This is a genomic window from Microbispora rosea, from assembly GCF_900156315.1.
Lineage (GTDB): Bacteria > Actinomycetota > Actinomycetes > Streptosporangiales > Streptosporangiaceae > Microbispora > Microbispora rosea.
The window spans coordinates 113,384-127,215 of the sequence record NZ_FTNI01000003.1; the positions used below are offsets into that span (position 1 = coordinate 113,384).

Here is a 13,832-nt window from a genome sequence, read left to right on the forward strand (position 1 = left end):
ATATCTGTCAGTCAGATGTCCCCGGCGCGGCCAGTGCCTGGGCGGCGTTCACGATGGAGACGTGGCTGTACGCCTGGGGGAAGTTTCCGGTCTGACGTCCCGTGCGGACGTCGTATTCCTCCGACAGCAGGCCGACGTCGTTGCGCAGGGACAGCAGGCGCTCGAACAGGCGCCGCGACCGTTCACGGCGGCCGATCAGGGCGAGCGCGTGGGCGAGCCAGAAGGAGCAGGCGATGAAGACGCCCTCCCCGCCCGGCAGTTCGTCCACGTCGTCGGCCTCGGGCCGGTAGCGCAGGACGAGTCCGTCCTCCGTCAGCTCGCGGCACACGGCGTCGACGGTGCCCGCCACACGAGGGTCGTCCAGGGGCAGGAAGCCGAGCCGGGGAATGAGCAGCAGAGCGGCGTCGAGCCCCTTCGACCCGTAGAACTGGGTGAAGGTGTTCCGGTAGGCGTCGTAGCCGTGCGCGCACACGTCCCGGTGGATCTCCTCGCGCAGGGCGCGCCACCGGCGGACGGGACCGTCGAGGCCCTGGTTCTCGACCGAGCGGACCATGCGATCCGCCGCCACCCAGGCGAAGACCTTGGAGTGGACGAAGTCGCGGCGCGGGCCGCGCACCTCCCACAGCCCGTTGTCGGGCTCCCGCCACGCCCCCTCCAGATACTCCATGAGCGCGCGCTGCAGGTCCCACACCTCCTCGTCCGGCCGCAGGCCCGCCTCTCTGGCCTGGTAGAGGCAGTCGATCACCTCTCCGTACACGTCGAGCTGGAACTGCCCCGAGGCGGCGTTGCCGATCCGCACCGGCCGCGACCCCTCGTATCCCGGCAGCCAGTCGACGGTCCACTCGGGCATGTGCCTGCTGCCGTCGACCGTGTACATGATCTGCAGGTCGGCGGGATCCCCGGCGACCGCCCGCAGCAGCCAGTCGCGCCAGGCCGTCGCCTCGGCCGCGTATCCCGCGCGTATCAGCGCCCGGAGGGTGAACGACGCGTCCCGCAGCCAGCTGTAGCGGTAGTCCCAGTTGCGCGGGCCGCCGACCTGCTCGGGCAGCGAGGTCGTGGGCGCCGCGACGATGCCGCCCGTGGGGGCGTACGTGAGGGCCTTGAGCGCGAGGAGGCTGCTGCCGACCGCCTCGCCGTACTCCCCCTGGTAGCGGCACCGGCCTAGCCACTGCCTCCACAGCCGGTCGGTGGCGGCCAGCTCCTCGCCCGCGTCCAGCCGCCGCGGCCTGCCCTGCCACGACTGCTGCCACGTGAGCACGAACGGCACCCGGTCGCCCGCGGAGACGGCGAACGAGGCGGTCGTCGCGCGGAGGCGGGAGTCGTGGGCGAGCTCGACGGGCGACTGGAGCCAGGCGGCGTTGGGGCCGGCGACGACGGCCATCTCCCCCTCGCGGTGCCGCACCCAGGGGATCACTGCGCCGTATTCGAAGCGCAGCAGCAGTTCCGTGCGCATCTCCACCCGGCCCCGCACGCCCTCCACGATCCGTACGAGGTCGGGCGCCTCCCCGCGCGGCGGCATGAAGTCGAGGACCCGCACGCAGCCGCCGGGCCTGTCCCAGGTCGTCTCCAGGACCAGCGTGCCGTCGCGGTAGCGGCGTCCGGTGCACGTCCCCTCGCCCGCCGGAGCCAGCAGCCAGCGGCCCGCCGGGCGGCCGCCCAGGAGCGCCGCGAAACAGGCTCCGGAGTCGAAGCGCGGCAGGCACAGCCAGTCCACGGAGCCGTCGCGGCCGACCAGGGCGGCCGTGTGCATGTCACCGATGAGCGCGTAGTCCTCGATGCGCATCGTCTTCCCCCGTGATCCCCGGGGACTTACCCGGTCATCGGGGGTCGAACCAGGCGATCAACCGAGGCCGAGGACGTACCGCTCGACGAACTCGTTGGCGAAGACACCGCGCGGGTCGTAGTGCCGCGCCAGCGCCGCGAACTCGTCCAGGCGCTCGTAGCGGGTGCGCAGGACGTCGGCGGGAAGGGTGAAGAGCTTCCCCCAGTGGGGCCGCGCGCCGAACGGCGCCAGGCACTCCTCGATCGCGGTGAGCACGGGCGTCACGGCGGCGGTGTCCTTGATCCAGGTGAAGTGGAAGGCGACGGTGTCGCGGCCCTGGCTCGGGCTCAGCCACAGGTCGTCCGCCGCGATCGTGCGGATCTCCGAGATCTGCAGGACCGGGGCGATGCGGTCGCGGATCGCGTCGAGGGCGCGGAACGCCGCGGCGGCGTGCCGCCTGGGCACCATGTACTCCGACTGGAGCTCCTCACCGCTGCTGGGGGTGAAGTCGGGCCGGAAGTGCGGCAGGCGCTCGAACCAGGGGCCGGGGACGCCCATCTGGGCCGTGCAGTGCACCGCCGACACGCCGGGCACGGGGTGCCTCGGGCCGTCGGCGGGCGTCGCGCCGAAGAAGCCGTCGCCCGGCTCGCCGCCGTAGAGCCCCCCGGCGGCCGTGGCCCCCTCCAGGCCGCCCGCGGCCGCGTCTCCCACGAGCCCGCTCACCGCCGCCGCCTCCGCGGGGTCCGCGCCGGCCGCGCCGACGCGCTCCTTCACCCAGGCCTGGTTGATCCGGGAGGTCCGCCAGTCGGTGAACAGGCTGACGCTGTACGCGGCGGACATGACGGCGTCGAACTGGTCGTCCAGCACCTCGGCCGGCAGGCCCTCGAACACGCGCTGGCGGACGTCGAACGACGGGACGACGTCGAGCGTCATGGCGACGACGGCGCCGAGGGCGCCCAGCGCGACGACGGCCCCGGCGAACCGGTCGCCGTCCGCGTCGCGGCTCAGCGTGACGAGGTCGCCGTCCGCGGTCACCATCTCGATCGCGCGCACGGACGTGGCGAGACCGCCGTTGGCGTCACCCGAGCCGTGGGTGCCGGTCGCGCAGGAGCCCGCGACCGAGATGTGCGGCAGCGACGCGAGGTTGGGCAGGGCGTAGCCCTTGTCGTGCAGACGGCGGCCGAGCTCGCCGTACCGGACGTTGGCGGCGACCCGCACCGTGGACGACCCGCCGTCGATCTCGATCTCCGCCGGCAGCCCGTCGAGCGAGATCAGCGCGCCCGGGGAGTCGGCGATGTGGTTGAAGGAGTGTCCGCTGCCCAGCACGCGAGCCTTCTCGCTGCGCGCCACCAGGGCGCGCACCTCCTCCACCGAGGAGGGCCGCTCGACCTCCGCGGCCCGGAAGGTGATGTTGCCCGCCCAGTTTGTCACCAAATGAGTCACACAGGAGTTCTACCGGAACATCGCGCTCAGGTGCTCATCTGCATGCGGTTCACCTTCCCTGCCGCGGGACGCCGGCGGTCAGGCGCCGCGGCCGGGGAGGCTGGCGAGATACCAGTCGACGAGCTTGAGCCGCTCGTCGGCCAGCCTGGCCTCCACCTCGGCCTCGGTCTTCGGCGCGCCCAGCAGCACGTCGTCGCCGGGGCGCCAGTTGGCCGGGCAGGAGACGCCGTCGCGGTCGGCCGTCTGCAGCGCCTCCACGAGCCTGAGGATCTCCGGGACCATCCGCCCCGCGTTCATCGGGTAGTAGAGGATCGCGCGGACGACCGACTCCGGGTCGATCACGAACACCGCGCGGACCGCCGCAGTCGCCGACGCGTTCGGGTGGAGCATGCCGTACGCCCGGGACACCCGCGTGTCGAGGTCGGCGACGATCGGGAAGGGGATCTTCACGCCGAGCCTGTCCTCGATCGCCCGCGTCCAGGCGAGATGGCTGTGCACCGAGTCGACGGAGTTGCCGAGCAGGGCGATGCCCCGGGCGGCGAACGCCTCCGCCAGGTCGGCGAACGCGACGAACTCGGTGGTGCACACCGGGGTGAAGTCGGCCGGATGGCTGAACAGCACCAGCCACCGCCCCGCGTAGTCGGCGAGCCGCACCGGTCCGTGGGTGCTCTCGGCCTCGAAGTCCGGCGCCCTGTCGCCGATGAGCGGCAGCCGGGTGGGCTGCGCTTCGGACGTCGCCGCGGGTGTCGCCGCGGGCGCCGCAGAGGTCACGGCAGAGGTCGCAGAGGTCATGGTCGCTTCCTTTCCGCGTCATGCCGCCGGGAGCGTTCCCTTGGGCCCGTACCCGCGAAGACCGGCGGCGACCACGGCCGTTTCGCCCCGATTCGGTAATGCCGCAGGTCATGAGGACCCCTGCCGGGCGGGGAATGAACAGGGAACGAACAGGGGGACGCCATGCCGACGACCGGGGTCAGCCATCCGCTCTTCGCCCGCTTCTACACGTGGTTCAGCCAGGTGCTCGACCGGCAGGGCATGCTCGGGCAGCGCGAGGCGCTGGTCTCAGGGCTGTCGGGCCGGGTGATCGAGGTCGGCGCGGGCAACGGGCTGAACTTCGCCCACTATCCGCCGTCCGTCGTCGGTGTGCTGGCCGTCGAGCCCGAGCCGCGGCTGCGGGCGATCGCCCGTCACGCGGCCCGTGAAGCGCGGGCGCCGATCGAGGTCGTCGGCGGCCTGGCCGACCGGCTCCCGGCCGCCGACGGCGAGTTCGACGCGGCGGTGGTGTCGTTCGTGCTGTGCTCGCTGCCCGATCCCGTCGCCGGGCTGCGGGAGATCCGCCGCGTGCTGGCCCCCGGCGGGCGGCTGCGCTTCCTCGAACACGTCCGCGCCGGGTCCACGGGCTGGGCCAGGGCCCAGGACCTGCTGGACGCGACCGTCTGGCCTTGCCTGACCGGCGGCTGCCACACGGGCCGCGACAGCGTGACGGCCGTCCAGGCGGCGGGCTTCACCGTCGAGTCGCTGGAGCGCTTCGTCTTCCCCGCCCGCGTCCGCAGCCCCATCTCCTTCTGCGTACGCGGCGAGGCCCGGCCCTGACCCGGCCTCAGCGGGTGTCGGGGCGGCTCGCCATGGCGTCGTAGCGGCGGAAGGCGGCCACGCCGAAACCGGTCACCAGGACCAGCAGGGCGCACACCAGGCCGCCGCCCGCCCACGAGGGCACGAGCCCGAAGGCGTCCGCGGTGGCGCCCGCCCGCAGGTCGCCCAGCCGGGGACCGCCCGCGACGACGACCATGAACACCCCCTGCAGACGCCCGCGCATCTCGTCGGGCGCGTAGGTCTGCAGGATCGTCTGCCGCCAGACGGCGGAGGCGAGGTCGGTCGCTCCGCCGATCGCCAGCAGCGCCACGACCAGCCACAACGGCTGCGCCAGCGCCGCGGCGGCCACGGTCACGCCCCACAGGGCGATCACGAGCGTGAGCGCCACCCCCTGGCGGCGTACGCGCCCGACCCAGCCGGAGAAGACGCCGGCGACGACCGCGCCGATGGCGATGCTCGCCGACAGCCAGCCGAACGCCACCGTCGACCCGCCGAAACGTTCGGCCGCCATCTCCGGAAACAGCGCCCTCGGCATCGCGAACGCCATCGCGATGATGTCCACCACGAACGACATGAGCACGACGGGTTTGCTCACCACATAGCTGAGCCCGTCGACCACCGAGCGCAGGCCGGGCCGGGAGATCTCGCCGACGGGCGCCAGCGTCGGCAGCCGTACGGCCGCGTAGAAACCGGCGCCGAACAGGATCGCGTCGATGAGGTACGCGGTGGCGTAGCCGCCCTTGGCGAGCACCACCCCGGCCAGCAGCGGCCCGACCACCGTGCCGATGCTGCTGACGAGGAAGTTGAGGGTGTTGGCCGCGGGGACCCGCTCGGTGGGCACGATGCGGGGAATGATCGCCCCGCGCGTGGCCGAGGTGACGGCGAAGCCGATCGACTGCAGGGCGATGACGGCGAGGATGAGATAGACGTTGCCCAGTCCCGACCAGGCGTGCAGCAGCAGGGCGACGGTGGACAGCCAGGCCACCACCGAGCCGGCCAGCAGGAGCCTGCGACGGTCCATCGCGTCGGCGACCGCGCCGCCCCACAGGCCGAAGACGACCAGCGGGACGAGGCTCACCGGCCCGAGCATGCCCACCCACAGGGACGAGCCCGTGATGTTGTACACCTGCCCGCTGACGGCCACCGAGGTGAGCTGGAAGCCGATGAAGGAGACGCCCTGCCCCACCAGCAGCCGCCGGTACGCGGGAATGCTCAGGGGCCTGGTGTCGAGGGCGACACGCTTCAGAACTGCCTGTACCCCCGCCACCCGCTACCTCGCCGATCTGGACATATGCAACATTTGGGGTACTTTACCCTGATCGCGGTCAAGGTCCGGCGACCGGTGCCCTCCAGGCGATCACGGGAAGGCCGAAGGCCCGCGCCGGGCGGCGCGGGCCTTCGGGACAGACCTCAAGGACCTTCGAATCGGAGCGGTCAGCGGCGCGGGCCGGGCTGCAGGAGGCGGTCACCCGGGTTGCACAGCTCTCCCGTGAAGAACGTGCTGCCGGGCACGCACCGCCACATGCTCGGGTTGGTGTCGCTGGGCGCGAGCCGGACGGCGGTCGCCTGCTCCAGGGCGTAGCCGTCGGCGAGCAGGGTCGCCTCGCTGAAGGCCGTGCCGACGAGCGCGACGCCGATCGGGTTGCGGCCGGCCGAGCTGTTGGTGGCGCCGTACCCCGCGGGCAGGGTCAGCACCGGGTAGCCCGCGCGGTCGGCGTGACCGACGAGCGCGTTGCCGGACGGCACCAGCACCGCGTCGAAGTCGTCCGACGGGTCGCCGGGGGTCCCGTTGGCGAGGATGCCGTCGATCAGCGCGCGGGCGGACGCCTGCCCCGCCTGCAGATCGGAGGTGTACGCCGCGCCGGTGGCCGGGTCTGACAGGTCCACGGCCTGCGCGTCGAGCAGCTGACCCTGCTGGTACTTCAGCCCCTCGACCGGGTTGGCGTCGTTGTAGTCGATGACGTCCTGCAGGGACCTCGCCCCGGGCCCGCGCCCGGCGCCGGACAGGTAGGCGTTCAGGTCGCGCTTGAACTCCCGGCTCACGATGCTCGCCGGGTCGGGGCTCGGGGTGCCGACGGTCACCGTGGTCGTCGTGGCCCCGAGCGACTGCAGGGCGCTCACCACCGCCGGGTACGGCCCGGACGTGCTCGATATGACGGCGATCCGCTCGCCCTGCAGGGCGGTCTTCGACAGGCCCGCCGTGTAGTCCTTCACGGGCGCGTCCTTCGTCGCCGGGTCGGCCGGATCGGCCCCGGCCATCGCCGTCAGCGCCGCCGCCGCGTCGTACACGGTACGGGTGATCGGCCCGGGGGCGTCCTGCGACTTGGCGACCGGCAGCGTGCCGGTGCGGCTGACCAGCCCGACGGTCGGCTTCAGCCCGACGACGCCGGCCGCGTCGGCGGGGGCCACGAGCTGGGCGGAGTCGGGCGAGGTCTCCATGCCGACGGTGAATGCCGCCAGCCCGGAGGCCGTCGCCGCCGCCGATCCCGCGGACGACCCGGCCGGAGTCTTGTCGGTGTCCGACGGAAGCAGCACCTGACCGGCGAGGGAGGAGTACCCCTCCGGCAGGTTCGCGTCGAACACACCGTTCAACTCGGTGATGTTCGTCTTGCCGAGGATGATCGCCCCGGCGGCCTTGAGCTTGGCGACCACCGTGGAGTCCTTCGCCGGCCGCAGGTCCTGCAGGGCGATCGAGCCGCCCGTCGTCGGCAGCGAGTCCACGTCGAACCCGTCGTTGACCAGCACGGGAAGGCCTGCCAGCGGCCCGAGCGGGTCACGCTTGCCTTTCTTGTCCTTGGCCGCCTTCTCCCGCTCCTTGTCGGCCCTGCGGGCCTCCTTGATCGCATCGGTGTTGATGGAACGTACCGCCTGGATGGCCGGGCCCTCGGCGTTGGTGAGCGCGATCCGGTAGAGGTACGCCTTGACCAGGGCCTCCGAGGTGAGCGTGCCCGCGGCGAGCCGCGCGGACAGGCTCTGCGCCGACTCGGTCTCCAGCGAGAACGGCAGCGGCGCCGGCGCGGCGCCGAGCATCTTCATGATCGTGTCGTAGGCGGGGTTGCAGTGCCCGCGCGAGGCGTACGGCTCCGCCGGGACGGTGGGCGCGCACCGGTACATGCTGGGGTTCACGTTGCCGGCCGTCTGGCGCAGCTTCGTGGCCTGCTCGATGACGTAGCCGACGCCGATCAGGTTGTACTCGTCGTACGCGTTGCCGTGGATCTGCACGTTGACCGCACGGCGGGTGGTGGCGTTGTACCCCATCGGGATCGTCATCGACGGGAACCCGGCCTGCGGCCCGTTCGGCACGCTGCCGAGGATCGCGATCACGGGGTCGGCGGGCTGGGAGGGGTCGGAGCCGGGGTAGGTCATCATGTCGTCGATGGCCTTGTGCCAGGCCGCCTTGCGTACGGGCAGGTTCTCCCGGTAGGCGGTCTCGTTGGCCCCGCCGGGGGTGACGTCGGCGTTCAGCGCGCTGAGGTGGCTGCTGTTGCCGTACTTCAGGGCCTGGTGGGCGTTGGCCTGGTTGTCGGCCACCTCTTCGGCCAGCGACTTGATCGGCGCCTGCGAGCCGAGGCGCTTGTAGTACTCGTCGATGGTCTTGTGCTGCTCGTACCCGCTGGGCAGGTTGGGGATCGCCGGGATCGACACGGTCGGCCGCGGCACCATGATCGCGCCGGCGGCGACCAGCGCGTCGTACGCGATCTTGAGCGGGCTGCCCTCGGTGAGCGTGCCGTTGTAGCCGATCTTCTTGCCCTTGACGAAGCCGAGGTCCAGGGCCTTCATGTAGTCCGGCACCTGGGCGGGCGGGGTGGGGATGACACCGGTCTTCAGGTAGTCGTCGCCGAAGACGGCGCGGTATTCGGCGTCGCTGTCCGGGTCGGGCCCGGCGATCGACTGGAGGGTCATCGCGGCGTCCGACACGCTGCGGGCCATCGGCCCCGCGGTGTCCTGCGAGGCGCTGATCGGCGCGATGCCGTACCCGGGGACGAGCCCGACGGTCGGCCGCAGCCCGACGAGGCTCTGCGTGCTCGACGGGCTGATGATCGAGCCGGAGGTCTCGGTGCCGATGCCCAGCGTGGACATCGCGGCGGCCATCGCCGCGCCCGTGCCGGAGGAGGAGCCGCTGGGGTTCTGGTCGGCGTCGATGCCGTTGATGACCTGCCCGGTGAGGTTCGCGAACCCGGACGGCTGGTTGCCGAAGCTGTTGGCGAACTCCGACAGGCCGACCTTGCCGAGGACGACCACCCCGTGCTCGCGCAGCTTCTTGGTGATGCCCGCGTCGGTCGCCGGGAACGAGTTACGCAGCGAGTAGTTGCCGGCCGAGGTGTACATGCCCTTGACGTCGATGAGGTCCTTCAGCAGGATCGGCAGTCCGTGCGCGGGCCCGAGGACATACCCCTTCGCCCGTTGCCTGTCGGCCTCGGCGGCCTCCTTGAGGGCGTCCGCGTTGAGTTGCGTGACGGCGTTCAGGCCCGGTCCGCGCTTGTTCAGCGCGTCGATCCGGTCGATGTACATCTGGGTGAGCTCGACAGAGGTGAGCCGACCCTGCTCCATCATGGCCTCGGCCTGCGCGCCGGTGAGCGTCTCCAGATCGAGTACGGGTGGCCGGTGGCCCTTCACGGGCTCTTCAGGCGGCGCTTTGGCGGACGCCGGCGCCGCCGTGAGCGGGATGACGAGGGAAAGGGTGAGGAGAGAACAGAGGACGGGACGAGCCTTGCGCACGAGGTGCTCCTTGGGAACCCGGTGATGCGCGAGACGCTATAAATGATCAGTTACGGCTGGATGTCCGAAACGTTCCCGCCCTGAAACAGGGATCATCCCGACAAATTTCGCCGCGGCACCAATAGGGTGACGCAGTGCGGCGCAAGGCCCTGATCGTGGGCCGGCCGGGCAACGAGAGCAGGCGCTTCTCGATGCGCACTCAGCCATGGTGGCGTGGGGTGGCACCGAAATTTTCGGATAAATATCGAATATTTCTGCGCGGCGGAGTATGCCTCCAGCGAGGAGGTGCAGGTCAACCGGCGGCCACTCCGTCCGATTGCACCGGTCTCGCCACGGCCGGACCCGATTATCCGCATTCCGATCCGCCGTACGCTTCCCGCGACTCCGGTGCGGAGAGCGTCACCGGATCGGCCGGGGCTCCGAAATTTCTTCCCGAGATCCGAAAATTCAGGCGGCGAGGGCGGCGGTGCTGCCGCGCACGACGAGGCCTGTGGTGAGTTCGAGGCGGTTCTGCCGCGGGGTTTCCCCCCGGGCGAGGGCGACCACCATGGTCGTCGCGGCGGCGGCCATTTCGGTCAGCGGCTGGCGGACCGTCGTCAGCGCGGGGATGAGCCACTGCGCCATCGGCAGGTCGTCGAAGCCGACCACGCTCAGCTCGTCGGGGATGCGCAGCCCCATCTCGTGGGCCGCCTGGTACACGCCCATGGCCTGTGCGTCGTTGAAGGCGAACACGGCGGTCGGCGGCCGGGGCAACGCGAGCAGGGAGCGGGCGTGGGCAAGGCCGTCCTCCGCGCTGAAGTCGCCCTGCCGGACGAGCTCCGGATCCGTCGGCACGCCCGCGGCGTCCATGGCGGCGCGGAACCCGTCGAGCCGCGCGCGGCTGGACAGGGCGTGGGCGGGACCGGTGATGAGCGCGATGCGCCGATGTCCCAGTTCCAGCAGGTGGCGCGCGGCCGACAGGCCGCCGCTCCAGTTGCCCGCGCCCACCGAGGGCAGCTCGTGCCCGGGGTCGCCGGTGGGATCGACCAGCACCACGGGGATGTCCCGGGTCCTGAACTGCTCGTGCTGGGCCCGGGTGAGGCCGGAGAAGACCACGATCACGCCGTGGGGACGGCGGCCGATCACCCCCTCGATCCAGCCCCTGGCCGGCGGGTGGTGGTCGGGCAGCTCGGAGACGACCACCGCGAGGCCGTGCTCGCGCGCCACCTGCTCGACGCCCTTGATGACCTCCATCGCGTACCCGCCCTCCAGCTCGTGGAAGACCAGCTCGATGAGCGGAGCCGCGGTGGGGCGCTTCTTCTGCCGGCGGTAGCCGTGCTCGCGGATCAGGTCCTCGACCAGGGCGCGGGTCTCGGGGGCGACCTCGGACCTGCCGTTGACGACTTTGGAGACGGTCGCGGGCGACACCCCCGCCAGCTCGGCGATCTGGGCGATGGTCAGCGGCCGGGAGGGGGTTCGTTCCGGCGGTGTCGGCTCCCTGGTCGTCGTCATGGCCGCAGTTTAGCCCGAACTTTCGGACACCAAGCCGAATGTTTCGGATGTCTCACCGCTCGATCCTTGACGGCCTCCAGCGCACCGGCCTAGAGTCCCCATAAACTATCGGTCCTGATTCGGAAACTTTCGGACCGCAGTTCAGACGACAGTCCGGATGAGCAGGGGGCGCTCGATGCGGTTGCTCGCGTACCGCCGCCTGCCGCCGCCGCCGCGCGGGGACGGCCGGGCCGATCGCCACCTGAACCCCGTACGGCGTCTTCCGGGGCCGAGCCCCACGCGATGGATCGACAAGCAAGGGATGTCATGACATTCGTAGACGCGCCGGGGCTCGCGCCCTGGCGGGACGGCGACCGGCCTCTCGACGAGCGTGTGGAGGCGCTGCTGGCCGAGATGACGCTGGAGGAGAAGGTCGCCCAGCTCGGATCGGTATGGGCCGACATCTCGCCCGCCGGCTCGGAGGCGGCGGGCGGCAACGTCGCGCCGTTGCAGGACCTGTTCATGAAGGACGGCGCGGATCTCGCCGACCGGATGCGTGACGGGGTCGGTCATCTGACCCGCGTGTACGGCACCGCGCCGGTGAGCCCCGCGGAGGGGGCGGCGGGGCTGCGCAAGCTGCAGGAGCAGGTGGTCGCAGCAAACCGGTTCGGCATCCCCGCCATCGCGCACGAGGAGTGCCTGACCGGGTTCGCCACCTACGGCGCGACCGCCTACCCCACCCCGCTGGCCTGGGCCGCGACCTTCGACCCCGGACTGGTGGAGCGGATGGCGCGGGCCATCGGCGACGACCTGCGCGCCGTCGGCGTCCACCAGGGCCTGTCTCCGGTTCTCGACGTGGTCCGCGACTACCGCTGGGGCCGGGTCGAGGAGACGCTCGGCGAGGACCCCTACCTGGTGGGGCAGATCGGCGCGGCCTACGTGCGCGGCCTGGAGAACGCCGGGATCGTCGCGACGCTCAAGCACTTCGCCGGATACGCCGCCTCCCGGGCGGGCCGCAACCACGCCCCGGTCAGCATCGGCCCCCGCGAGATGGCCGACGTCATCCTCCCGCCGTTCGAGACCGCCATCCGCGAGGGCGGCGCCCGCTCGATCATGAACTCCTACACCGACATCGACGGCGTACCCGTCGGCGCCAACGCCGCCCTGCTGCGCGGGGTGCTGCGCGACCAGTGGGGATTCGACGGCACGGTCGTGGCCGACTACTGGGCGGTGCCGTTCCTGGCCATGAACCACAACGTCGCCGCCGACGAGGCGCACGCCGGCGTGGTCGCGCTGCGCGCGGGCATCGACGTCGAGCTGCCCGACACGGTCGGCTACGGCACCCGCCTGGTCGAGCAGGTGCGGGCCGGCCACGTGGAGGAGGCGCTGGTCGACGAGGCCGCGCGCCGGGTGCTGCGGCAGAAGATCGAGCTCGGCCTGCTCGACGACGGCCCCCTCGTGCCCGAGGACGCCGGCGAGGCCGACCTGGACAGCCCCCGCAACCGCGACCTGGCCCGCGCGGTGGCCGAACGCTCCGTCGTGCTGCTGAGCAACCCCACCGGCGTGCTGCCGCTGGCCTCCGGCACGACCGCCCGCATCGCCGTCATCGGCCCGTGCGCCGACGACCCGCAGACCCTGCTCGGCTGCTACGCCTTCCCCAACCACGTCCTCGACCGCTTCCCCGACCACGGCATGGGCCTGCCCATCTCGCCCGTCCTGGACCTCCTGCGGACCGAGTTCCCCGACTCCGGCCTGCAGTTCGCCCGGGGCACCGACGTGTCGGGCGACGACACCTCGGGCATCGCCGAGGCCGCCGCCCTGGCCGGGCGGTCCGACCTCGCCCTGCTGTTCGTCGGCGACCGGGCCGGGCTGTTCGGCAACGGCACCTCCGGCGAGGGCTGCGACGCCGCCCACCTCGCCCTGCCCGGGGTCCAGCCGGAGCTGGTCGAGGCGGTCCTGGCCACCGGCACGCCGACCGTGCTGGTCGTGGTGTCCGGCCGGCCGTACGCGATCGGCGCCTACGCCGGCCGTGCCGCCGCCGCGCTCCAGGCGTTCCTGCCGGGCGTGGAGGGAGGAACGGCGATCGCGGGGGTGCTCAGCGGCCGGGTCGAGCCCTCGGGCCGCCTGCCCGTCCAGATTCCCGGCTCCCCCTTCGTCAACCCCTCCACGTATCTGCAGCCGCCTCTGGGACTGCGCACCGACGGGATCTCCGTGTCCGACCCGACCCCGGCCTTCCCCTTCGGCCACGGGCTGTCGTACACGACCGTCACCTACGACGCGCTGACGACCTCGACGGAGCGGTGCCCCACGGACGGCACGGTCGAGGCGCGGGTGAGCGTCACCAACACCGGCTCCAGGACGGCGGAGGAGGTCGTGCAGCTGTACGCCTCCGACCCGCTGGCCCAGGTGGCCCGGCCCGTCGCGCAGCTCGTCGGCTTCGCCCGGGTGCCGCTCGCGCCGGGACAGACCCGCGACGTGGTCTTCGAGATCCCCACCGACGCCTTCTCCTACACCGATCCCGGCCTGCGCAGGATCGTCGAACCGGGCGTCATCGCGCTCACCGCCGGCCCGTCCGCCGCCGATCGCCCGCTGCGGTCCGAGATCCTGCTGACCGGTGACACCGTCGTACTCGGCCGGGCCCGGCGGCTCACCACCCACGCGCAGGTGCCGGAACCGGCCTCCTGAGCGTGACACGCGTGCGGCGGGCGGCCGGGCCGCCCGCCGCGACGCCGTCGCGCTCGGCGGCCCCCGCGTCCACCTGCCGGGGGAAGGATCGGCGCACCGCCGCCGCTCCTGTCCGCCGCTGCTCCCTTCCGGGGCAGGAACCTCTGTGAACTCTCCCCGTGAA

8 protein-coding genes are annotated in these 13,832 nt (G+C 72.2%); 2 read left to right on the forward strand and 6 right to left on the reverse strand.

The window, feature by feature from the left end:
* Positions 1 to 7: 7 nt before the first annotated feature.
* From BXA11_RS05735 to BXA11_RS05745, 3 genes are all read right to left on the reverse strand, one after another.
* A complete protein-coding gene (locus BXA11_RS05735; RefSeq protein ID WP_076433340.1) occupies positions 8 to 1,783 on the reverse strand; it encodes a glycoside hydrolase family 15 protein in 1,776 nt (591 codons plus the stop codon).
* A 57-nt stretch (positions 1,784 to 1,840) separates the two neighbouring features.
* Positions 1,841 to 3,193 carry a D-arabinono-1,4-lactone oxidase gene (locus BXA11_RS45260; protein WP_275409685.1) on the reverse strand — a complete coding sequence of 451 codons (1,353 nt, stop codon included), beginning with the start codon at positions 3,191 to 3,193 and terminating at the stop codon, positions 1,841 to 1,843.
* A gap of 90 nt (positions 3,194 to 3,283) precedes the next feature.
* A complete protein-coding gene (locus BXA11_RS05745) occupies positions 3,284 to 3,997 on the reverse strand; it encodes a peroxiredoxin (protein ID WP_076433346.1) in 714 nt (237 codons plus the stop codon).
* A 162-nt stretch (positions 3,998 to 4,159) separates the two neighbouring features.
* Between BXA11_RS05745 and BXA11_RS05750 the strand changes: the two genes are divergently transcribed.
* Entirely contained in the window at positions 4,160 to 4,795 is a 636-nt protein-coding gene (locus tag BXA11_RS05750; RefSeq protein WP_076433348.1) for a class I SAM-dependent methyltransferase, read from the forward strand.
* Positions 4,796 to 4,802: 7 nt separating this feature from the next.
* Here the strand turns inward: BXA11_RS05750 and BXA11_RS05755 are convergent, their stop codons facing one another.
* From BXA11_RS05755 to BXA11_RS05765, 3 genes are all read right to left on the reverse strand, one after another.
* Complete coding sequence (locus BXA11_RS05755; protein WP_076433350.1) at positions 4,803 to 6,062, reverse strand: MFS transporter; 1,260 nt, start codon at positions 6,060 to 6,062, stop codon at positions 4,803 to 4,805.
* 167 nt (positions 6,063 to 6,229) lie between these two features.
* The gene (locus BXA11_RS05760; RefSeq protein WP_143734103.1) at positions 6,230 to 9,514 is read right to left on the reverse strand and encodes an amidase family protein; all 3,285 of its coding nucleotides are present in this window, start codon (positions 9,512 to 9,514) and stop codon (positions 6,230 to 6,232) included.
* A 447-nt stretch (positions 9,515 to 9,961) separates the two neighbouring features.
* A complete protein-coding gene (locus BXA11_RS05765; protein ID WP_076433354.1) occupies positions 9,962 to 11,005 on the reverse strand; it encodes a LacI family DNA-binding transcriptional regulator in 1,044 nt (347 codons plus the stop codon).
* A 306-nt stretch (positions 11,006 to 11,311) separates the two neighbouring features.
* Between BXA11_RS05765 and BXA11_RS05770 the strand changes: the two genes are divergently transcribed.
* Entirely contained in the window at positions 11,312 to 13,669 is a 2,358-nt protein-coding gene (locus BXA11_RS05770) for a beta-xylosidase/alpha-l-arabinosidase (RefSeq protein ID WP_076433356.1), read from the forward strand.
* The last annotated feature ends 163 nt before the right edge of the window (positions 13,670 to 13,832 follow it).